Here is a 21770-nt window from a genome sequence, read left to right as displayed (position 1 = left end):
TTGTTTGAAAAAAGGGATGCCTCCAGTGGTCCGGTCAGCATCATGCTATGGGTCTGTTATCGGTGCGGGCGGCCAGGCGGCCCGACGGAAAGGGTCAGGCGGTCAGCCTGGTCTTCTCGGTCACCTCGATCTGGACGAGGCGGCCTTCGTGCACAGTCAGATGCACGGCGCCGAATTTGAGGCGGTCAAGATGCTGCCGAATCAGAGAGAGCGCGCTGCCATGGGGGTCATCCCCGCTCTGGGCAGCGGAATGGGGCGTGGGTGTGGACATCGGCCGTTCCTCCTGTTTTGCCGGGTCGGAGGCGCTAACTTAACTCAATCGATTATATTGACAATAGGATTGCGATGAACATTTGCTTTTCCGCGAGGAACAGCAGCTTCCTCCTGCACCGCCCAATCTTCGCTAAGGTCGGCGTGCAGGCATGAGCCCCTTCACAGACCGGCGCGCGAAGACCCAGCGCCCGTCTTCGCGGACCAGATCGTCCTCATAGGCGGCCATGAGCATGGGCGTGGGCCGGTTCCGCTCATCCGGCACGACGTAGAGCGACATGGACGTCGCCCTGGCGCTGTCCGAGCCCGTGAACGTCACGACCTCGTTGAAGAACAGGTGATAATTCGGCTCTGCAAAGCCCATGGCATTGCCGGCGAAGACCTTACGCATCATCTCGCCGGCAGCCGGCCCCCGCGCTTCTGCGCCACCGCCGGCGGCATAGACGCCATCCTTACCGAACAGTCGCCCGAACCCCGCGAAGTCGCGCGCATCGAGCGTGCTGCCATAAGCGACGAGCAGCGCGTGGATGGCGGCGCGATCGGCGGTTTCATCGCGCTGGGCGCTGGCCGGAAGAGCGGCGCCGGCGAGCAGCGCGATCGCGGCGATGGGGTGCAACGCGATCATTGCGCGGCCTGACGCGCGCGGACGACCTTCATCCATTCCTCGGCGGTGGGCATCACCGGATAATCGACGCGGCGCCGGATCTTCCATTCGCCATTCTCGCGGATGAATTCGTCCTCATAACGGCCCGCGAGCGCCGGGACAGGCTCGCCATTCGGGCCGCGCCAGATGAGCAGGTGGCGGGAGTGCGCCGTCGCTCGGTCACCGTCGATGTCGATCTGGATGTTGGAGGTGAGATGATAGTTCTCGTTGTTCACGAAGCCCGCGGGCGGCGTGCCGTAGAGGTTGATGAGCAACTGGCGGATCGCCGCGCGCCCCTTGTGGACGGCCTTACCGTTCGCCCATTCGCCATCGGTGGCAAACAGATTCGCATAGGCGGCATAGTCGCGGGCATCCTGCGTGGCGGCATAATCGACGATGATGCGCCGGATCGCCAGCTCATCCTCCACCCGCTGCAGCCGTTGCTCGACGGTGAGCGGCGCTTTTGGCGTCTCTGCCAGGCTCGCCCCGCTCAGTCCGGCCATGGCCAGCAGGCCTGCAGCTATAATTGCATCACGCATCGCACTCTCCCTCTGTTCTGTGCGCCCTTGCCGGGCATCATCGAGCGGAGGCTAATGGCCGAAGATGGAAATTTGAATGGATGCGCTGTCCTCAAGGCTGACGGCGATTGCTTAGCATGGTAGCGATTGCCAATCGCACGATCGTGTCAGGAGGGAGAGGAGAGGGACTATGGACTATCGCTATCTGGGGCGCAGCGCCCTCAAGGTCTCGCCGCTTTGCCTTGGCACCATGATGTTCGGCGGCGCGACGGACGAGCCCACGGCGACGCGGATCATCCACAAGGCGCGCGACCAGGGCATCAATTTTCTCGATACCGCCGATGGCTATAATGGCGGCCAGTCGGAGGAAGTGGTGGGTCGGGCGATCCGCGACCATCGGCATCATTGGGTCGTCGCCACCAAATTCGGCCATGCCTTCGGGAAGGGGCCGAATGAGGGCGGGCAGTCGCGCAAATGGATCGTGCAGGATGTCGAGGCGAGCCTCAAGCGGCTGGGCACCGACTATATCGATCTCCTTTATTTCCATAAGGCCGATCCTCATGCGCCCTTCGAGGAAGGGCTGCGGGCGATTGACGATCTAATCGCGCAGGGGAAGCTGCGTTATTTTGGCGTGTCGAATTTTCGCGGCTGGCGCATTGCCGAGATCTGCCGCGCGGCGGACGCCATCGGCATGGATCGGCCGATCGCCAGTCAGCCGCTGTATAATATGGTCGATCGCCTCGTTGAGGTGGAGCAGATGCCCGCCGCCGGTCATTATGGCCTGGGCGTGGTGCCCTACAGCCCGCTGGCCCGGGGCGTGCTGAGCGGCAAATATGCCGGTGACGGGCCGCCGCCGGCGGACTCCCGCGCCGCGCGAGGCGATGTCCGTCTCAAGCAGACCGAGTGGCGCACCGAATCGCTGGCCATTGCCGAGGCGGTGAATGCCCATGCCGCTGGCAAGGGGGTGAGCACCGTCGCCTTCGCTTTGGCCTGGGTGCTGCGCAACCGCTTCGTCAGCGCCGCGATTGCCGGCCCGCGCACCGAGGCGCAGTGGGATGCCTATCTGGATGCGCTGAGCGTGCCGATGGGCCCCGAGGACGAGGCCTTTGCCGACGCGTTGGTGGCCCCCGGTTATGCCTCCACCCATGGCTATACCGATCCGGCCTATCCCATCGAAGGCCGGCAGGTGCGGGACTGAGCATGGCCGCTGCGGCGGATATCTACGCAGCGCCGGCGGTATTGGTCGATACGCTGCATGATCAGCTCTATCGCGGCGATATCGTCCGCTTTAGGACCCTTCCGGCGATGCGCACGCTCGCGGATCATGCTCGCGCCTTCGTCGAGCAGCACCTCGCGCCCCACGATCCGGAGCGCATTCATGCGGCGCTGGACAGGGTGGCGCTAGCCGAGACGCTCGACGCCGTGCAGCGCGCTTTCTCCAATGATGCGCAAGCCAAGAACTTATGGCGCGCGTTGTTCGAAGTGGTGGGATTGCAGGCCGACGACGTGGCGCGGGACCGGTTGCTGCTGCGCTTCCAGCCGCCCGTGCCGGCGGATAACCAGCCGCACAGCGCGCGCAGCACCGCGACGGTCGGCTTTCATCGCGATAGCTGGGGCACCAATCTGGCGGCGCAGGTCAACTGGTGGGCGCCGGTCTGGCCGATCACAAGCGGGCGCACCTTCGCGTTTCTGCCCGAGCTGTTCGATCGGCCGATCCCCAATGACAGCGCCGATTTCGATCTCGCCGAAGTGATGGCCCGGCGCCGCACCGGCAGCGCCTCAGCCGATCGCGGTCGCATGGCGCCGCGCCCGCTCGTCCCCATCGATGCGGCCCAAGGCACGCCGGTGCTGATCGCGCCGGGCGAGATCATCGCCTTTTCAGCGCAGCACGCTCATGTCGGGGTGGAAAACCGGACCGGGCTGACGCGCATCTCGCTGGAGACGCGCACTGTTCGGATCAGCGATCATCTGGCAGGGCGCGGCGCGCCGAATGTCGATGGTCGCGCCCGCTGGATTGCCTATGCGCTGTTCCGGCGGCTCAGCGATGGCAGACCGCTGGCCGATGTGCTGGGCGTCAGCCCGTTGATGCCCTTTGGCGAGGGGCCGACCGTTTCCGGGATCTAGAACCCGAGCACGGCCTTCACCGGCTCCACCTCATAACCCAATGCCTCCGCGACGGCGGGGCAGGTGACCTTGCCGGCATGGACATTGAGGCCATTGGCCAGATGCGGGTCGCGGGCAAGCGCGGCGCGCCAGCCGAGATCGGCGATGCTGAGCGCATGGGGCAGGGTGACGTTGTTCAGCGCGTAGGTGCTCGTCCGGGCCACAGCGCCGGGCATGTTGGCGACGCAATAATGCACGATGCCGTCCACGATGAAGGTCGGCTCGGCATGAGTGGTGGGCCGGCTGGTCTCGAAACAGCCGCCCTGATCGATCGCGACATCGACAAGCACTGCGCCGCTCTTCATGGACGAGAGCATGTCGCGTGAGACCAGCTTCGGCGCGGTAGCACCGGGCACCAGCACCGCGCCGATCACCAGATCGGCATCGACAAGGCTTTCCGCAAGCGCCGCGCGGCCCGAGAAGCGGGTCTTCGCGCGCCCCTCGAAGTGGGTGCCGAGGCGCTCCAGAACATCCGGGTTGCGGTCGAGAATCGTCACGTCGGCGCCCAATCCTGTGGCCATTTGCGCGGCATTGAAGCCGACCACGCCGCCCCCGAGAATGACCACCTTCGCCGGCAGGACGCCCGGCACGCCGCCGAGCAGGACGCCGCGCCCGCCATGCGCCTTCTCAAGCGCGGTCGCGCCGGCCTGTATGCTCATCCGCCCGGCCACCTGGCTCATCGGTTTGAGCAAGGGCAGCGTGCCCTGCGGGCCGGTTACCGTTTCATAGGCGATGGCCGTCACGCCGGAGCGAACGAGATCGGCCGTCTGGGCGGCATCGGGGGCGAGATGGAGATAGGTGTAGAGAATCTGCCCGGGCCGAAGCATTGCGCGCTCCTCCGCCTGCGGCTCCTTGACCTTGACGATCATCTCGCACTGCTCGAACACCGTCCGCGCATCGGGCTGGATGATCGCTCCGGCGGCGCGATAGTCCTCATCGCTGCTGCCGATGCCTAGACCCGCGGCCTGTTCGACCCAGACCTCATGGCCATGCGCCACCAGTTCGCGCACGCTCTCCGGGGTGAGACCGACACGATATTCGTGGTTCTTGATTTCCCTGACTGTCCCGATGCGCATCGAATTTCTCCTGTCGTCTGCACATAGGAGAGGATGTGTTGGAGACAATGAGGCGGCGGGCCGCGCGGGGGCGACGATGCGCCGCCTGGATCTCAGGTGCCCCGCGCGTAGGCCCGCATGAAGATGTGCGTGAAGCGCAGCGCATAGACGTCAATCTCGGCGTCGTTCAGTCGCTCGAATCCCCAGATCGCCCGCATGTGCTGGCCGATGCACAGGCCCATCAGGGCTTCGACCATGACTGCGGGGTCTTCCTCGATCAGCGCGCCGCTGGCGACTTGCCGGGCAAAGAAAGCCTGCAATGCGCCTTGGACGGGCCGGGCGGCCCGCTCATGGAAAATCTTGCCGACCTCGGGAAAGCGCCCACTCTCCGCAACGACCAGCCGCCAGGTGGCCTGCCCATCGGGTGACGTGATCTTGCGCAGGAAGGCGCGACAGAAGGCGATGAGCGTGCACTCAAGATCGGCCTTCGTCGCCAGCACATCCTGAATCTCGGCGCGAAACTGCAGGCTGACTTCCTCAACGACCGCGGCGAACAGGTCTTCCTTGGATCGGAAATAGCCCCACAACGTCGCTTTGGAGCCGCCAAGCGTCTTGAGCAGGCCGGACATCGACGTGCCGGCATAACCATGCTCCAGAAATGAGGTGCGCGCAGCATCGACAATGGCCTGCCGGCGGTCCTGCTTGCGGCTTTCCCGGCGGGTGACGGGGAGTTTTTCAGTATCCTGCTCCATAACCGTACTATACAGTACAGTTTTCTGTTGACAACCCCGTCGATGAGGATCAGAGCGCTGACTGTACCCAACAGTACGGTTTTTCGACTCATGGCCACGACTTTCCTGTCCCGACGCGCTGGTGCCCTGCTCGCGATGCTGGCTCTCCCCGGCTGCGCGGCCGTCCCCCATATGGGGCCGGCACCGGCGATCGCGCCGGCCGACCATTACGCGGCGAGCCAGAGCCTGACTCCGACCGCCCCGGGCGCGCCCTGGGTCAAGGCGGATTGGTGGACCAGCTATGGCGACCCGCAGCTCGACGGGCTGATTCAGGAGGCGCTGGCCGGATCGCCCGATCTCGCGGTTGCGCTAGCGCGCGTCCGCCGGGCCGAGGCGATCGCCCAGCAGTCCGGCGCGGCCCGCTTGCCCTCGCTTGATGTGTCCGCCGGCGGCTCCGCTGCCAAGCAAAGCTATAATAACGGCATTCCGCCGGCTTTCGTGCCGCAGGGCTGGAACAGCTCGGGCAATGTCCAAGCCGCGCTCGGTTTCGATCTTGACCTCTGGGGTCGCAATCGCGCGGCCTATGCCGCTGCCCGCTCGGATGCCGAGGCGGCGCAGCTCGATTATCAGCAGGCGGCGCTGATGCTCTCCACTAATGTCGCGGATGCCTATGCCGATCTGGCGCGGCTGTTCGCGCAGCGGGCGGTGCTGCAGACGGCGCTGGAGGTGCGCGAGAAGACGCAGGGCCTGGTGAGCGATCGCGTGACCTCCGGCCTCGATACCCAGGCAGAGCTCAAGCAGGCCAGCGCCGCCGTGCCCGCAGCCCGCAGCGATCTCGCCGCGACGGATGAGCAGATCGGGCTGGCTCGCAACCGGCTGGCAGCCCTGCTCGGCGCCGGCCCCGATCGCGGTCTGGCGATCATGCCTCCAGCCGTGACCATCGCGGCGCGGGGCATTCCCGAGAATGTCACGACCGATCTGGTCGGCCGCCGGCCCGACATTGCCGCCGCGCGGGTGCGGGTGGAGGCCGAGGCAAGCCGTATCAAGGTTGCCCGCGCCGATTTCTATCCGGCTATCAACCTGTCCGCGATCTTCGGCTTTCAGTCGCTCGGGCTATCCAACCTGTTCAAGAGCGGCTCCGACTATGGCAGCGTTGGTCCGGCGATCACGCTACCGATCTTTCGCGGCGGCGCGCTGCAAGGGCAGTATAAAGGCGCCCGCGCCGGCTATGACGAGGCCGTTGCGAGCTACGACCGGACAGTGACCGACGCCTATCGCGCCGTCGCAGATGCCGTCGTCAGCCAGCGCGCGCTTGCCGTTCAGCTTGAGCAATCGCGCAAGTCGCTCGCGGATTTCGAAGCGGCTTATGCGATTGCCACGCAGCGTTACGAGGGTGGGCTCTCCACCTTTCTCGATGTGCTTACCGCGCAGGACCGTGCGCTGCAGGCCAAGCGCACCGTGGCCGATCTTCAGGCGCGGGCCTTCACGCTCGACGTCGCACTCGTCCGCGCGCTCGGCGGCGGATTTACCGATACGGGCACGGCTGCCCAAACGACGCCCACCAAGGATGCTACCCATGGCTGAAGCTGACCCTCACTTCCCTGCCGCTACTGCAACGCAAACGTCGGACGCTGCGCCCTCCCGCAGTCGGCGCAAGACGGCTTTGCTGGCGATTGCCGGCGCGGTTCTGCTCGCGGGCATCGGCTATGGCGGATGGTATGCCGCCATCGGCAGCCATTATGTCGAGACCGACAATGCCTATGTCGGCGCGGATACCGCGCAGATCACCCCCATGGTCGGCGGGCAAGTCGCCGCCGTGCTCAAGACGGACACGGACAGCGTGAAGGCGGGCGATATCCTGGTCCGTCTGGATGATCGCGACGCGCAGATTGCCCTCGCCACCGCACAGGCCGAATTGGCCAAGGCGCGCCGCCAGTTCGGGCAGGCGAGCGCGACAAGTAACGCGCTGTCCGATCAGGTTCTCGCCCGGGGCGCGGACATTCGCAGCACGCAGGCCCAACTCGTCGCGGCGCAGGCCTCGTTCGAGAAGGCGCAGGTCGATTATAGCCGGCGCAAGGCGCTCTCCGCCAATGGTGCGGTCTCCGGTGATGAGCTGACGGCGGCGACCAACGCGCTCGCCAGCGCCCGGGCGGCGCTGGAGCAGGCCAAGGCCGCCATGGCGCAGGCCAGCGCGTCGCGCGGGGTTGCCGCGGGCAATCTCGCCGCCAATGATGCGTTGATCCAGGGCAGCACCGTGGAGACCAATCCGGATGTGCTCGCCGCAAAGGCAAAAGTGCGTCAGGCCGAGCTCGATCTTGAGCGAACCGTCATCCGCGCGCCCATCGATGGCGTCATCGCCAACCGGACCGTGCAAGTCGGCCAGCGCATCGCGCCGGGCGCGACGGTGATGCGCGTGGTTCCGGTCGGTCAGGTCTATGTCGATGCCAATTTCAAGGAGAGCCAGCTCACCAAGGTGAAGCCGGGCCAGCCGGTGACGCTGGTCTCCGACCTGTATGGCAGCAGCGTCGAATATCATGGCCGTGTCGTCGGCTTTTCGGGTGGTACCGGATCGGCCTTCGCGCTGATCCCCGCCCAGAATGCGACGGGCAACTGGATCAAGGTGGTGCAGCGCCTGCCGGTGCGCGTCGCGCTCGACGCCAAGGAGCTGGCCGCGCATCCGCTGCGGGTTGGGCTCTCGATGACCGCCGAGGTCGATACATCGGCGCACTGAGCGCGACGGGTAGGGAAGGGCACAGGCATGGCCAGCAAAGCGGATGATTTCACGCCGCTCTCGGGCGCTGCGCTGGTGATTGCCGGCGCCGTCCTTGCGCTCAGCAACTTCATGGTGGTGCTGGATACCACCATCGCCAATGTCTCCGTGGCGCATATCGCCGGGTCGCTTGGCATCTCGTCGTCGCAAGGCACGTGGATCATCACCTCCTATGCGGTGGCAGAGGCGATCTGCGTGCCGCTGACCGGCTGGCTTGCGGGGCGTTTCGGCACCGTGCGTACCTTCACCTTCGGCATGATTGGCTTTGGCATTTTCTCGGTGCTCTGCGGCCTTTCGAGCAGCCTCGGGATGCTGGTCGCCTTCCGCATCGGCCAGGGGTTGTGCGGCGGGCCGCTGATGCCGCTCAGCCAGACCTTGCTGATGCGCATCTTCCCCAAGCATCTGCGGGGGCAGGCAATGGGCCTGTGGGCGATGACCACCGTCATCGCGCCGATTCTCGGCCCTATCCTGGGGGGGACCATCAGCGATAGCTGGTCCTGGCACTGGATTTTCTTCATCAACATCCCGGTCGCCGCGCTCTGCGCTTATGGCGCGACCCGCTTCCTGCGCCACGCGGAGACCAGAACCGAGAAGATGCGTGTCGACACGATCGGGCTGGCGCTACTGATCCTGTGGATCGGCGCGCTGCAGATCATCCTCGACATCGGCCGCGAGCATGATTGGTTCGGGGACAGCAAGATCGTAATCCTGGCGATCATCGCGTTGATCGGCTTCGCGCTGTTCCTCGCCTGGGAGCTGACCGAGGCGCAACCGATCGTCAATCTGCGGGTGTTCCGGCATCGCGGCTTTTCAGCGGCGGTGCTCAGCCTGTCGCTTGCCTTCGGGACGATGTTCTCGGCGGTGGTGCTCATCCCCCAATGGCTGCAGACCGACCTTGGCTATACCGCCACCGATGCGGGCTACGTAACCGCCTTCATGGGCGTGGCTGCCGTCATCATGTCGCCCATCGTCGGCAAGCTCACCAACAAAGTCGATCCGCGCATTTTGGTGACATTCGGCATCCTGTGGCTCGGCCTCACGTCGCTGCTGCGGGCGCACTGGACGTCGGGCGCGGACTTCTGGACGCTGGCCTTCCCGCAGCTGATGCAGGGCATCGGCATGCCCTTCTTCTTCATTCCGCTCACAACGATTGCGCTCTCGGCGGTGGACCCGGACGAGACCGCGTCGGCCGCAGGCGTGATGAGCTTCCTGCGCACAATGGCGGGTGCCATCGGCACCTCCGTCGCGACGACCATGTGGGCCAATAGTGCTGTGACGGCGCGCAGCGAGATGGTCGGCGCCATGAACAGCGAGGCGACGCGAGAGGCGCTGCAAGGCGCCGGCTTCTCGCTCGACCAGGGGCGCGGGGTGATCGAGCAGACCGTCCAGCAGGAAAGCCTGACGGTGGCGATCAACCACATGTTCCTGCTGTCCGCAGCCGCCTTCGTGTTCGCTGCCGCAGCAGTATGGTTCGCGCCCCGGCCGAAAAGGGCGGTGGATCCGGGCGCGGCACACTGATGGGCACCCTCAGCCGACTCGATATCAAGCAGGCCGAGGGTGCCTCATTCCAAACTGGTTAGTGAGGGTGCCTCAAACGTCGAGATTGGCGACGTTGAGGGCGTTGTCCTGGATGAACTCGCGGCGTGGTTCGACGATGTCGCCCATCAGGCGCGTGAAGATCTCGTCGGCGACGTCCGCCTGCTCGATCTCGACGCGGAGCATCGAGCGCACATTGGGGTCGAGCGTGGTTTCCCACAGCTGGTCGGCGTTCATCTCGCCAAGGCCCTTGTAGCGCTGGATCGCGAGGCCCTTGCGGCCGGCGGCCAGCACGGCGTCGAGCAGCTCGGACGGGCGGGTGATCCGCACGCCGCGCGCCTGCGTGGCGGCGGGCAGGGCGGTCTCTTCGCCGTCGCCGTCCTCCGCCTCGCTCTCGGCCTGCGCCTGCGCCGCGGCAGCGCGCGCGGCGAGCAGATGGCTTGGACTGGCGTAGAGGCTCGCCTGCTCCTTGGTCAGCGTGTCCAGCTTGCGGGCTTCGGCGGAATTGAGGAAGGCCGGCTCGATGATGTGATGATCGGTCACGCCGCGCACCAGCCGCTCGAGATGATAGCCGCCCTCGGCCGAGAGGCGGCCGGTCCAGCGGCCTTCCTCGTCGGTCCGGTCCAACCATTCCGCCGCGCGGGCGAGGGCCTGCGCGCGGGCATCGTCGGAGAGATCGAAGGCCAGCGCGCCAGCCAGCGCCAGCGCCTCGACGATCGCACCGTCATAGCGACGCGGCACATAGCGCATCAGCGCGCGGCTGCGCCGGGCATGGTCGATGAGGTCGCGCAGGTCCTGACCCGAGCGGGTGCCGGTTTCCGTCTCCAGCACCAGTGTATCGACGCCATTGTCGACCAGATACTGGTCGAGCGCGGCTTCGTCCTTCAGGTAGACCTCGCTGCGCCCGCGCGTGGCTTTGTAGAGCGGCGGCTGGGCGATGTAGAGATGGCCAGCCTCGATGATCTGCGGCATCTGCCGATAGAAGAAGGTCAGCAGCAGCGTGCGGATGTGGGCGCCGTCCACGTCGGCGTCCGTCATGATGACGATCTTGTGGTAGCGCAGCTTCTCCAGATTGAAGTCGTCGCGAATGCCGGTGCCCATCGCCTGGATGAGCGTGCCGATCTCGCGGCTGGCCAGCATCCGGTCGAACCGGGCCCGCTCGACATTGAGGATCTTGCCGCGCAGGGGCAGGATCGCCTGGAAATGCCGGTCGCGGCCCTGCTTGGCCGAACCCCCGGCCGAATCGCCCTCGACGAGGAACAGCTCGGACTTGGCGGGATCGCGCTCCTGACAGTCGGCGAGCTTGCCGGGCAGGGAGGCGATGTCCATCACGCCCTTGCGGCGCGTCAGTTCGCGGGCTTTCTTGGCAGCCTCGCGCGCGGCGGCGGCGTCAACCACCTTCTGGATGATCGACTTGGCGTGGCCGGGATTTTCCTCGAGCCACTCCTGCATCTTGTCGGCCATCAGGCTCTCAAGCGGCTGGCGCACCTCGGAGGAGACCAGCTTGTCCTTGGTCTGGCTGCTGAACTTGGGGTCGGGCAGCTTGACCGAGACAATGGCGGTCAGCCCCTCGCGCATGTCCTCACCGGTCAGGCTGACCTTCTCCTTCTTGAGCAGGCCGGACTTGTCGCCATAGCTGTTGAGCGTGCGCGTCAGCGCGGCGCGGAAGGCGGCCAGATGAGTGCCGCCGTCCCGCTGCGGGATGTTGTTGGTGAAGCAGAGGACGTTCTCGTAATAGCTGTCGTTCCACTCCAGCGCGACATCGATGCCGATGCCGTCCCGGTCCGCCGAGATGGCGATGGGGTCGGGCATCAGCGCGTTCTTATTGCGATCGAGATATTTCACGAAGGCTGCGATGCCGCCCTCGTAGAACAGGTCATGCTCCTTCACCTCTTCATGGCGCTTGTCGCGCAGCAGGATGCGCACGCCTGAGTTGAGGAAGGCAAGCTCGCGATAGCGATGCTCCAGCTTGTCGAAATCGAACTCGGTGACGTTCTTGAACGTGTCGGTCGAGGCGAGGAAGGTGACGCGCGTGCCCTTTTTGGGCTTGCCGTCGACCACAGGCGCATCGCCGCGCACGACGAGCGGGCCTTCCGCATCGCCATAGCGGAAGCGCATCCAGTGCTCCTTGCCTTCGCGCCACACGGTCAGCTCCAGCCACTCGGACAGCGCGTTGACGACGGAGACGCCGACGCCGTGCAGGCCGCCCGAGACCTTATAAGCATTGTCGTCGGAGGTGTTCTCGAACTTCCCGCCGGCGTGGAGCTGGGTCATGATGACCTCGGCGGCGGAGACGCCTTCTTCGCGGTGAATGTCGGTCGGGATGCCGCGACCATTATCCTCGACCGAAACGGAGCCGTCCGGGTTCAGCTCGATCAGCACCAGATCGCAATGTCCGGCCAGCGCCTCGTCAATGGCGTTGTCGCTCACCTCGAAGACCATGTGATGCAGGCCGGAGCCGTCATCGGTATCGCCGATATACATGCCGGGGCGCTTGCGCACGGCGTCTAGGCCCTTCAGCACCTTGATGCTGTCGGCACCATAATCATTTGCGTTCTGAGCGGGGGTCGTATTGCTATTGTCCGTCATGCCCCAGCCTATAGGAAAAGGGGGCGACGAACGGAAGCGAAATGCTGTTTTTTCACCGCGCGGGAAGGGGCGCTCATGGCCCATTCAGGCAGAAGGGGGTAGAGCGGCAATCGGGCGCGGGAAATGGGAAACCGGAAAGGACGCAGGATGCGTTTCATGTCTCGCCTGTTCACAGGCATTATCGGGGTCGCGATGGTCGCTACGGTGCCCGCCGCCGCCCAATCGACTCGCGTAGCAGAGGCGCAGGCCAAGGCTGACGCCAAGCTCGCCAAGGCGCTGGAAGGGCGCACCGCCGGAGAGCCGGTCCGGTGCATCAGCCTGAGCAGCGTGCGCTCGACGCAGATCATCGACAAGACGGCGATCATCTATGAGGTTGGCGGCAAGCTCTACGTCAACCGGCCGGTGAGCGGCGCCTCGTCCCTTGATGATGACGATATTCTCGTCACCAAGACGAGCAGCTCGCAGCTGTGCGATGTCGATATCGTACGGCTGGTCGATCGCGCCGGGCACTTCCCGCGCGGCTTCGTCAGCCTTGGCAAGTTCGTCCCCTATGAGAAGGTGAAGACCTCGAGCTTATGACCCGGTCGCCGCCGGCAGGGGGCTCAATATGGTTCTTACAAAAAAAAGAGGCTCCCGGCGGTGCGCTGGGAGCCTCTTTTTGTATCTGCGGGCCCCGCGCACGGGGGCCAAACGATCAGGCGGCGCTCTTCGCGGCCTTGTTCTGCTGGTAGCGCTCAATGGCTTCCAGCGTGATCTGGCGAGCTTCCGCGCTGTTGCCCCAGGTGCCGACACGCACCCACTTCTCGGCCTCGAGATCCTTATAGTGCGTGAAGAAGTGCTCGACCTGCTTGAACACGATGTCGGGCAGATGCTCCTTCTCGGTCACATTGGCGTAATAAGGGAAGGTCGCGTCGTCGGGAACGCAGAGCAGCTTCTCATCGCCACCATGCTCATCCTCGAGGTTGAGAACGGCGATGGGGCGGGCGCGCACCACTGAGCCCGGGATGAAGGGCGAGCGGGCCACGACCAGCGCATCGAGCGGATCGCCATCGGGCGAGAGCGTGTGCGGCACGAAACCGTAATTTGCGGGGTAGCGCATCGGCGTGTGCAGGATGCGATCGACGAACAGGGCGCCCGATGCCTTGTCGAACTCATATTTCACCGGCTCGCCACCGGTCGGCACCTCGATGACGACATTGAGGCTTTCCGGCGGATTGCTGCCGACAGGAATCATATCGATGTTCATGGTTTTTCGCACCCACAGGTTAATTGACGGAAGTCTCGCCGGTCCGCGCTGTCAGCAGTCGGTCGAGACTGGTTGAACCCTCTTGTGATTTTTCGAGGCGCGGATAGCGCAGGCCGCCGGAATAATCGAGCGTGATCGTGCGATATCTTTTGTCCCGCCTCAGGGTCAGGACGAGCGGATGTTTTTGGGCCGTCGCCCGCACCCCCTCGCGGAAGACATCGGCGGAAAACTCGGTGTCGCCAACCGCCGTGATCGAATCGCCGACCGCGATGGCTGCCTTGAAGGCGGGGCTATCCCAGATGACGGAGCGCACGACGCCATCTTCCCCGACGATCAGCCCGGGGCCGAAGCTCTGGTCGACATATTTGCCCACGGTCTCGGCGGCCCGAATCGTCGAATTGGTGATAAGGCCGTAGGTCAGCTTGTAGCCACCTAGGTCGAACCCGGCCTTCGTGACCTCGCTATTGGTCTGCTCTATCCGCTCGCGCAGTAGCCCGTCCCAATCATAAGCGACGACGCCGTTCAGCGTGTCGATCACATCCTGACGATTGTAGGTCAGCACGCCCCAGTCGCGATCGTTCACGCCGAAGAAGGCCTTAGCGAAATCATCGATGCCGCGCGCGCCAGCGGTTTCGCGGCGGATGATGGCATCCACTTCCAGCCAGATCATCAGGCCTTCATTATAATAGTCTTCCGGGCGCTGCCAGCTCGTCCAGGCCTTGGGGCGGCGGGCCGCGATGATCGGATCGTATGTGGTGTCGATCACTGGGCGCCAGGTGCGGCCTCTGGTCGCGTCGAGCCGCGCGGCGATGGCGGCCAGCGCATCGAGCGTCTCGGCCTTGCTCAGCAGTCCCGAGCGGGCGGAGAGCACATAGCCCCAGAACTGGGTCTGTCCTTCATACACCCAGAGCAGGTCGTCCTGCATGGGCGTGGCGAAATCGGGTGTCCAGAGCATCTCCGGGCGGCGATATTTGCCGTTCCAGCTATGGGTGAATTCGTGCGCGAGCAGGTCGCGGTCGCCCAGCGCGGCCTCCCATTGCGTGAAGTAGCCCAGCGAGACGCCATTTTCGCTGAGCCGGTGATGCTCCAGGCCGATGCCGCCCAGCTTGTCCGAGATGGAGAGCAGGAAATTATAGCGATCATAATGGCGCGCGCCGAACAGCGCGACGGCTTCATCGACAAGGCGGCGATGCAGGTTGATCTGCGGCTCGGTGGCTTTGAGCTCTTCCGGCGTATCGGCAAAGACGCTCAGCCGCACGTCTGGCGCCAGCGCGATCTCGCGGCTGTGGAGCCCTGCGAAGATCGGCGAATCGACCAGCGTTTCGTAATCGGTCTCCTCGTAGCGGACCGTCTTGCCGTCGCGTTCACTGGCCAGCGCAGTCGCTGCGGTCCAGCCTTCCGGCAGCGTGACGCTGGCCTGAATCGGGATGCGGCGGGTGTAGAAGCCGGCCGGATAGAGCGAGACGCTGTCCCACTGCAGGTTGAGCAGCGAGTCGGTCATCACGATCCGGCCCTGATTTCCCGCGGTGGGCGCCAGAAACTGGAAATTGGCGATCACGGCGCCTGCCCCGTCCGGCACGGAGAGGTGAAAGGCGTAGACGTTGAGCGGGTCGCGCTTCCAGCGCAACGGCCGGCCGTCCGCCGTGGTGAAGCTCAGGCCCGCGATCTTCTCGATCTGCCCGCGCGGGGCGTGGTGGCCCGGCAGCCATTCCGGCAGGAGCAGGGTCAGCGGACCACCGGTCGACATGGGGATGGTCTCGCGAATGGTGATGATGCGCCGGTCCACATCGGTCGCGTCCACCTCCAGCTTGAGCGTGCCACTGGTCCAGGCGATGTCCCGCGCCTGCGGCACGGTGCTCAGGATCGGCAGAGCGGTGGGGGCAGAGCGCGGCGGCGGCGCTGCGGCATCCTGAGCGAAAAGAGCGCTCGCGGGCAGGGTCAGCAGAAGAAGGGCAGGCAAAAGGCAACGGCGCATCATGGCACTCCGGGAAACAGATGCGCCCAGCATGACAAGGGGGTGGCAAGGCGTCCACCCCCTCGGTCTATATCCTATGCTTGGTCTTTAGGCTGCGCGCGGCAGCTTGCTGGCGTCAGCCCAATTGCCATGCAGGCCCGAGCGGATGCGGATGGGCAGCTTGGCGCGGGCGATTGGCCCGGCGGGCAGGTTGAGCGCGTCGAGCACCACCAGGTCGGAATAGTTGGTGATGAGATTGTCCACGAGCGCGATGATGTAGCCATCGCCCTCCGGCGCATCGGCCGAGCGCGGCACGAAGCAGGGCTCCTGGATGATCGATTCCGGACCCGCCCACCAGCAATCCTCGGTGCGTGCGACGAGATCCCAATGGCCGATCTTGTTCATCTTGAAGCCGCTGGCGCGACCACGGAGGAAGTCCATCGGCATGTCCGGGTCCATCACCAGGCCCCAGCCGTGGCGATAGGGCTGGCCGACGAAGCGCTCGTCGATGCGGGGAAATTCGTCGATCCAGTCGGTGAGCTTCTCTATGCTGGTGAATTCGTCGCCGTTGGAGGCCAGGTCGACCGTCCAGCGGGTCAGGAAGGGACGCGCCGCGACCGGATCGAAGCTGTCGTCATGGATGTCCGGGAAGAAGGGGAAGCTGTTCCCTTTCGCCTCGCAGGTATCGAAGTGGATCTTGGTGCCATCCTGATAGGCGTTCATGACATGGCTGGCGAAGCAGTTGTCGCGCTTGAACCAGCGAATGTCGGAGCCGTCAGCGCCGCGCTTCAGCACGCCGAGATAGACCGGGAGCGTCTTGTCGAAGCCGAAATGCGGCTTGCCGGCCTTCAGCCGATCCCAATTGCCGGTGATCGGCACGATGTGGAAGATCACATAATCCTGCGTCAGGCCGAAGTCGTGCATCATGCAATAATAGGGGACCTTGAAGAAGGTCTCGAACAGCACATTGCCCTGCGGATCGATCTCGAAATAGCTGACATCGTCGGTCAGCACGCCGGTCGCGGCATAGCCATGGTTGCAGAAATTGCCGGTGACGGGGTCGATCTTGCCATGGCCGGAAAAGGTCTGGTTTTTGATCTTGCCGTCAAAATTCGTGTAGCCCTCGGTCTCCAGGCTGAGCGGATCCATGATGAGACAGGGGCTGTCCTCCTTCATCGCATAGAGCTTGCCGGCGTGGACCATGACGTTGGTGTTGGCCGTGCCGCGGATCATGCCCTTGACGCTCTCGTCATCGGTCAGCGGATTGCGATACATGCCGAACAGCGACTTGCCGGCGGCCCGCTCGGCCTTCCACTTGTCGGTCTGGGCGTAGCGCTGGCGGAAATCGACCTTGCCATCATGGAAGTGGAACAGGCTGACCATGCCGTCGCCATTGAAGAACTGATCGTTCTCGAACATCGGCGGGAATTGCGCATCGGGGTGGACGCGATGGAAGGTGCCATTGAGTTGCGTGGGGATTTCCCCCTCGACTTCCATATCCAGAATGTCACCTTCGATGCGCAACGGGCGCAGCACGCCTGTCATGCCGGGCGTATTGGGGTAGTGGGCCATCCGACTCTCCTTGATTGATCTCTCAACAAGTCGAGTGAATGGCCGCTTTCGACAGGGGCGGCGTTGATCCGTGTCAAACCCTCCGCCTCGTCGCGCTTCAGGTGAAGTGGATGGGGCGAACCTTATTCGCCAGGAAAGCGCGCGAAGCTCGGCAGGGCATCCAGCGTGGTCATCCAGTGCGGCCGCTCGGCGGTCTGGATCTGCACTTGCGGCGGCAGCGCCTCGGGATCGTCGAACGTGGCAGCCTGGATGTCGATCAGCCCGGGCAGCGCCTCCGGATTTGTGAAGAACAGGCCCGTGCCGCAGACGGGACAGAAGCTCCGGGTCACCGACGGCGAGGACTGATAATCGCTGACAGAACCGGTCAGCACCGTCACCGCCTTTTCGGCAAAGGCGGCCCAGAGCACCATCGGCGCGCCGGACGATTTGCGGCAGTCTGCGCAATGGCAGAGCGCCACATGCTCAGGCACTCCTGTCGCCCGGTAACGCACCGCGCCGCATTGGCATCCACCTTCCAAACTCTCGCTCATCATCGTCTCCTCAAGCCCAATTTGGAACATAAAGAGAACAAGCTGCACTTGCAAGCCGGTTTCCTTAAAGCGCGATTCCCGCTAGAGGCGCGGCCATGGCGAAAATCGAGACACCCCGGCCCGTTCGCGGCACTCAGGATATGATCGGCGACAGCGCGGACCGCTTCGCGCATGTGGTCGAAACGTTCGAGAAAGTCCGCAAGCTCTATGGCTTCCGGCGGATCGAGGTGCCCGTGTTCGAACAGACGGCGGTCTTCTCCCGCTCGCTGGGCGAAACCACCGATGTCGTCTCCAAGGAGATGTACAGCTTCGAGGATCGCGGCGGGGATTCGCTCACGCTGCGCCCGGAGTTCACCGCCGGCATCGCGCGGGCCTATATCACCGAGGGCTGGCAGCAATATGCGCCGCTCAAGGTTGCGACGCACGGGCCGCTGTTCCGCTATGAGCGGCCGCAAAAGGGACGCTATCGCCAGTTCCACCAGATCGATGCCGAGATCATCGGCGCGGCCGAGCCGCTGGCCGATGCCGAACTGCTGATCTTCGCCGATCAGTTGCTCAAGGAGCTGGGCATCAGCGAGGGCGTGACGCTGACGCTCAACACGCTGGGCGATGCCGCGAGCCGCGATGCGTGGCGCGCGGCGCTGGTTGCGCATTTCGAGGGGCACAAGGCGAGCCTGAGCGAAGACAGTCTGACCCGGCTCGAAAAGAACCCGATGCGCATCCTCGACAGCAAGGACCCGCGCGATCAGGCGGTCGTGGCGGACGCGCCGGATATCGACGCCTATCTGACCGAGGAGGCGCAGGCCTTCTTCGAGAAGGTGACCGACGGGCTGAAGGCGGCCGGCGTGGCGTGGACCCGCAATGCCCGGCTGGTGCGCGGGCTGGATTATTATCGGCACACCGCGTTCGAGTTCGTCACGGATCGGCTGGGCGCGCAGGGGACGGTGCTGGGCGGCGGACGTTATGACGGGCTGATCGAGACGCTGGGCGGGCCGGCGACCCCGGCGGTCGGTTGGGCGGCGGGGATTGAGCGGCTGGGGATGCTGCTGGATGCGCCGAGAGAGCAGCGCCCTGAACTCGTAGTGGTTGCCGACGATATTGGTTCGGAGATGTTCGCTCTCCAGATTGCTTCACTTTTCCGGCGCAACGGAATCACCGTTGAACCGATCGTGTCGGGATCCCTCAAGAAGCGTTATCAAAAGGCACGTAGCCTCAATTCGGACTGGATCATCAAGACCAATCTGCGCGGCTCGGCCCCATCCGGGGCTGTTTGTGCTCGTTTGGCATTTGGCCGGGAAGACCTCGACACTTCCCTTGAGCCCAAAAAACTAGAAGCAATTATCCGTCGAAGCTTTGAAATTGATCACGTGGATGGTCTGGTTCCTCACGCAACGGTTCTGCTGACCGACATCGGGGCATGACCACCATCTCCCCTGATCGCATCGCTGCGATCCTCCGGCGGCAGGAGGATGTGCAGGCGCAGATGGCGCGGCCGGATCTTGATCCGGCGGAGTTCGTGCGGCTGTCCAAGGATTATGCCGAGCTGGAGCCGGTGGTGCAGGCCGCGCGAGCGGTGGTGGATTTGCGCGCCGAGCAGGGCGAGCTGGAGGCGATGCTTGCCGATCCCGAAATGAAAGCGATGGCGCAGGAGGAACTGGAGAGCCTGCGCGCGCGGCTCCCGCAGGCCGAACATGCGCTGGCCGTGGCGCTGCTCCCCAAGGATGCGGCGGATGCGCGTCCGGCCATGCTGGAGATTCGCGCCGGTACCGGCGGCGATGAGGCTGCGCTGTTCGCCGGCGATCTATTCCGCATGTATCAGCGCTATGCCGAGACGCAGGGCTGGCGCGTCGAGATCATCTCGGCCAGCGCGTCCGAGGCGGGCGGCTTCAAGGAAGTGATCGCCAGCGTGACCGGCACTGGGGTGTTCGCGCGCATGAAGTTCGAGAGCGGCGTCCATCGCGTGCAGCGCGTGCCGGTGACGGAGAGCGGTGGGCGCATCCATACCTCGGCGGCGACCGTGGCCGTGCTGCCCGAGGCCGAGGATGTCGACGTGCAGATCAACGAGGCGACCGACCTGCGGATCGACGTCTATCGCTCGTCCGGCTCGGGCGGGCAGCATGTGAACACGACCGACAGCGCCGTGCGCATCACCCATTTGCCGACGGGTCTCGTCGTGACGCAGCAGGACGAGAAGTCCCAGCACAAGAACAAGGCGAAGGCCATGAAGGTGCTGCGCACACGCCTCTATGAAGCCGAGCGCGAGCGCACGCAGGCGGAGCATGCGGGCGCGCGCAAGGCGATGGTCGGCTCGGGCGACCGCTCGGAGCGCATCCGCACCTATAATTTCCCGCAGGGCCGCGTGACCGATCACCGCATCAACTTGACTCTGCATCGCCTGCCGGAAATTCTCGAAGGCCCTGGACTAGACGAGGTGATCGCCGCGCTCATCGCCGAGGATGAGGCTGCGCGGCTGGCGCAGCTCGACATGGCGGCGTGAGCGGCGGGGGTGTGTCGACCATGAAGCCGGGAGCGGGGGGATGCTTTGCCCTGGGCTCCTGCCTTCGCAGGAGCACGAGCTTGTGAGCGGGCTGGCCGATTGGCTGCGCGCCGCCACGACCGCTCTGGGCGCGGTCAGCGATACGCCCCGGCTCGATGCTGAACTGCTTGCCGCCCACGCGCTGGCGATGAGCCGCGAGGAGATGATCCTTGCCCTGCCCCGGCTCTCCTGCCCCGAGGGCGCCGATGCGCTGCTCGCCCGGCGGCTGGCGCATGAGCCGATCGCCTACATCACCGGCACGCGGGATTTCTGGACGCTGACCCTGAAGGTCGCGCCGGGCGTGCTCGTGCCGCGACCGGACAGCGAGACCCTGATCGAGGCGGCCATAGCGCAGTTCGAGGGGAGGCGGCCGCCGGGACGCATTCTTGATCTCGGCACCGGCTCGGGGGCGCTGCTGCTGGCGGCGCTGGATGTCTGGCGGGAGGCGAGCGGTGTCGGCGTCGATGCCTCTGCGGCTGCGATCGAGATCGCACGGGCGAATGTCCGGCTTTGCGGGATGGAGGCGCGGGCGGAGATCCGCGGGGGGGACTGGGCCGAGGGGATCGACGAGCGCTTCGATCTTATCCTCTGCAATCCGCCTTATATCAGCACGTCCGCCATGCTGCCCCGGCAGGTGCGCGATCATGAGCCAGCCAGCGCCCTGTTCGCGGGAGCCGACGGGCTGGACGATTATCGGCGGCTTGCCGCGCAGACGGGCGACCGCCTCGCCGCAGGGGGCGCAGCGATCTTCGAGATCGGTTTCGACCAAGAGGAGACGGCCGGCGCACTGTTTCGGGAAGCCGGCTTCCATGTCGCGGTGCGCCGCGATCTGGCCGGACGGGCACGGGCGCTGGTGCTCACCAGGGCATAGGGCTGCGCTTTTTCACGGCTCCCAACGATTTTCGCTTGGTTTGATGCACGGGAACGACTATCTGCCAGTTTCAGGATCACTGTTGCAAACGCGCGAAGCGCTTGCGTGAGTGGTCTGCTCCCACAGTTTTGGCGGCGTTCTGGAATTGGAGCCGTTGGCCGAAGCGCGGGGCGAGAGCGGTGTCAAAACCGTTCCGCCAACGATGTGTTGTATAGCGCTTGGGGCCATTGATCGGGAACGCCGGGTTTTAGTCGAGAGCATAGGGACGAACCTTTGATCAATAATCGTCAGGCCGGTCGCCGTCGCGGTCGGAATAACCCGCGCCAAGGGGGCGGAGGCAATCGCGGTAACGGCGATTCGGGCAACCGGATCGACAGCCGCGCACGGGGCAATGCGCCTCAGCTTCTCGAAAAATATCGCAATCTGGCGCGCGACGCCCAGATGTCCGGCGATCGGGTGAACGCGGAATATTATCTGCAGTTCGCCGATCACTATTTTCGCGTCCTCGCCGACAACCGTGCGCGGCAGGAGGAGCAGCAGGGCCGCTTCCGTCGCAACGACGATGGCGATCAGGACAACAGCTTCGACAATGACGAGCTGATCGACGGCAGCGAGGATGGCGACGAGTTCGCACCGCGCCATCAGGATTTCCGTCAGCAGGACAATCGCAATCAGGACGAGCGCCCGCGCCGCGATCGTGGGCGGGACCGGGACGGGCAGGATCGCCCGGCACGGCAGGAGCCGCGTCAGGACCAGGGCGAGCGTGCGGAACGGGCAGAGCGGCCC

The 21770-nt window shown here is 64.9% G+C and carries 20 protein-coding genes (1 of these 20 cut by a window edge); 10 read left to right on the top strand and 10 right to left on the bottom strand.

What is annotated here, in order from left to right:
• Window positions 1-94 precede the first annotated feature (94 nt).
• From M2341_RS15835 to M2341_RS15825, 3 genes are all read right to left on the bottom strand, one after another.
• Complete coding sequence (locus tag M2341_RS15835) at window positions 95-271, bottom strand: YezD family protein (protein ID WP_264571822.1); 177 nt, start codon at window positions 269-271, stop codon at window positions 95-97.
• Window positions 272-403: 132 nt separating this feature from the next.
• On the bottom strand, window positions 404-895 hold the full coding sequence (locus tag M2341_RS15830; RefSeq protein WP_264585890.1) for a nuclear transport factor 2 family protein: 492 nt from the start codon (window positions 893-895) through the stop codon (window positions 404-406).
• The gene (locus M2341_RS15825) at window positions 892-1452 is read right to left on the bottom strand and encodes a nuclear transport factor 2 family protein (protein ID WP_264585889.1); all 561 of its coding nucleotides are present in this window, start codon (window positions 1450-1452) and stop codon (window positions 892-894) included. Before M2341_RS15825 ends, M2341_RS15830 begins: the two co-directional genes overlap by 4 nt.
• A 169-nt stretch (window positions 1453-1621) precedes the next feature.
• Here M2341_RS15825 and M2341_RS15820 point away from each other — a divergent pair, with 169 nt between their 5' ends.
• The gene (locus M2341_RS15820) at window positions 1622-2629 is read left to right on the top strand and encodes an aldo/keto reductase (protein ID WP_264585888.1); all 1008 of its coding nucleotides are present in this window, start codon (window positions 1622-1624) and stop codon (window positions 2627-2629) included.
• Window positions 2630-2631: 2 nt separating this feature from the next.
• Window positions 2632-3555 (top strand): hypothetical protein, encoded by a 924-nt coding sequence (locus M2341_RS15815; protein WP_264585887.1) that lies wholly within the window; start codon window positions 2632-2634, stop codon window positions 3553-3555.
• Here M2341_RS15815 and ald read toward each other — a convergent pair.
• Window positions 3552-4670 (bottom strand): alanine dehydrogenase, encoded by a 1119-nt coding sequence (gene ald, locus M2341_RS15810; protein ID WP_264585886.1) that lies wholly within the window; start codon window positions 4668-4670, stop codon window positions 3552-3554. The genes M2341_RS15815 and ald overlap by 4 nt on opposite strands.
• A gap of 92 nt (window positions 4671-4762) precedes the next feature.
• On the bottom strand, window positions 4763-5401 hold the full coding sequence (locus tag M2341_RS15805) for a TetR/AcrR family transcriptional regulator (RefSeq protein WP_264585885.1): 639 nt from the start codon (window positions 5399-5401) through the stop codon (window positions 4763-4765).
• A 90-nt stretch (window positions 5402-5491) separates the two neighbouring features.
• Between M2341_RS15805 and M2341_RS15800 the strand changes: the two genes are divergently transcribed.
• Genes M2341_RS15800 through M2341_RS15790 form a run of 3 tightly spaced genes read left to right on the top strand, consistent with a single transcriptional unit; the run spans window position 5492 to window position 9668 of the window.
• On the top strand, window positions 5492-6964 hold the full coding sequence (locus M2341_RS15800; protein WP_264585884.1) for an efflux transporter outer membrane subunit: 1473 nt from the start codon (window positions 5492-5494) through the stop codon (window positions 6962-6964).
• On the top strand, window positions 6957-8111 hold the full coding sequence (locus M2341_RS15795; RefSeq protein WP_264585883.1) for an HlyD family efflux transporter periplasmic adaptor subunit: 1155 nt from the start codon (window positions 6957-6959) through the stop codon (window positions 8109-8111). Before M2341_RS15800 ends, M2341_RS15795 begins: the two co-directional genes overlap by 8 nt.
• Before the next feature lie 27 nt (window positions 8112-8138).
• Window positions 8139-9668, top strand: coding sequence for a DHA2 family efflux MFS transporter permease subunit (locus M2341_RS15790; RefSeq protein ID WP_264585882.1), 1530 nt, complete (start codon window positions 8139-8141; stop codon window positions 9666-9668).
• 72 nt (window positions 9669-9740) lie between these two features.
• Here the strand turns inward: M2341_RS15790 and gyrB are convergent, their stop codons facing one another.
• Window positions 9741-12275 (bottom strand): DNA topoisomerase (ATP-hydrolyzing) subunit B, encoded by a 2535-nt coding sequence (gene gyrB, locus M2341_RS15785; protein WP_264585881.1) that lies wholly within the window; start codon window positions 12273-12275, stop codon window positions 9741-9743.
• Between the two features lie 156 nt (window positions 12276-12431).
• On the opposite strand from gyrB, the gene M2341_RS15780 reads away from it, so the two are divergent.
• Complete coding sequence (locus M2341_RS15780; protein ID WP_264585880.1) at window positions 12432-12854, top strand: hypothetical protein; 423 nt, start codon at window positions 12432-12434, stop codon at window positions 12852-12854.
• Window positions 12855-12969: 115 nt separating this feature from the next.
• Here M2341_RS15780 and ppa read toward each other — a convergent pair whose 3' ends face one another.
• From ppa to M2341_RS15760, 4 genes are all read right to left on the bottom strand, one after another.
• Entirely contained in the window at window positions 12970-13521 is a 552-nt protein-coding gene (gene ppa, locus M2341_RS15775; protein ID WP_181558429.1) for an inorganic diphosphatase, read from the bottom strand.
• Window positions 13522-13540: 19 nt separating this feature from the next.
• A complete protein-coding gene (locus M2341_RS15770) occupies window positions 13541-15496 on the bottom strand; it encodes a M61 family metallopeptidase (RefSeq protein ID WP_264586066.1) in 1956 nt (651 codons plus the stop codon).
• Window positions 15497-15583: 87 nt separating this feature from the next.
• Window positions 15584-17047 carry a carotenoid oxygenase family protein gene (locus M2341_RS15765; RefSeq protein ID WP_264579895.1) on the bottom strand — a complete coding sequence of 488 codons (1464 nt, stop codon included), beginning with the start codon at window positions 17045-17047 and terminating at the stop codon, window positions 15584-15586.
• Window positions 17048-17169: 122 nt separating this feature from the next.
• Window positions 17170-17577 carry a GFA family protein gene (locus tag M2341_RS15760; protein WP_264585879.1) on the bottom strand — a complete coding sequence of 136 codons (408 nt, stop codon included), beginning with the start codon at window positions 17575-17577 and terminating at the stop codon, window positions 17170-17172.
• A gap of 95 nt (window positions 17578-17672) precedes the next feature.
• On the opposite strand from M2341_RS15760, the gene hisS reads away from it, so the two are divergent.
• From hisS to M2341_RS15740, 4 genes are all read left to right on the top strand, one after another.
• Window positions 17673-18998 carry a histidine--tRNA ligase gene (gene hisS / locus M2341_RS15755; protein WP_264585878.1) on the top strand — a complete coding sequence of 442 codons (1326 nt, stop codon included), beginning with the start codon at window positions 17673-17675 and terminating at the stop codon, window positions 18996-18998.
• Window positions 18995-20074: a peptide chain release factor 1 gene (gene prfA, locus M2341_RS15750; RefSeq protein ID WP_264585877.1), complete on the top strand. Its 1080-nt coding sequence runs from the start codon at window positions 18995-18997 to the stop codon at window positions 20072-20074. The genes hisS and prfA overlap by 4 nt, the downstream gene beginning before the upstream one ends.
• A 40-nt stretch (window positions 20075-20114) precedes the next feature.
• Window positions 20115-20984 carry a peptide chain release factor N(5)-glutamine methyltransferase gene (prmC, locus tag M2341_RS15745; protein ID WP_413715650.1) on the top strand — a complete coding sequence of 290 codons (870 nt, stop codon included), beginning with the start codon at window positions 20115-20117 and terminating at the stop codon, window positions 20982-20984.
• 273 nt (window positions 20985-21257) lie between these two features.
• Window positions 21258-21770, top strand: the 5' portion of a protein-coding gene (locus tag M2341_RS15740) for a DUF4167 domain-containing protein (RefSeq protein ID WP_264577223.1). 273 nt of this gene lie beyond the right edge of the window; the window shows 513 of its 786 coding nt (coding positions 1-513); the start codon lies at window positions 21258-21260; the stop codon falls past the right edge of the window.

The sequence above is a fragment of the Sphingobium sp. B7D2B genome, from assembly GCF_025961895.1.
Lineage (GTDB): Bacteria > Pseudomonadota > Alphaproteobacteria > Sphingomonadales > Sphingomonadaceae > Sphingobium.
This window is presented reverse-complemented; position numbering and strand designations above follow the sequence as displayed.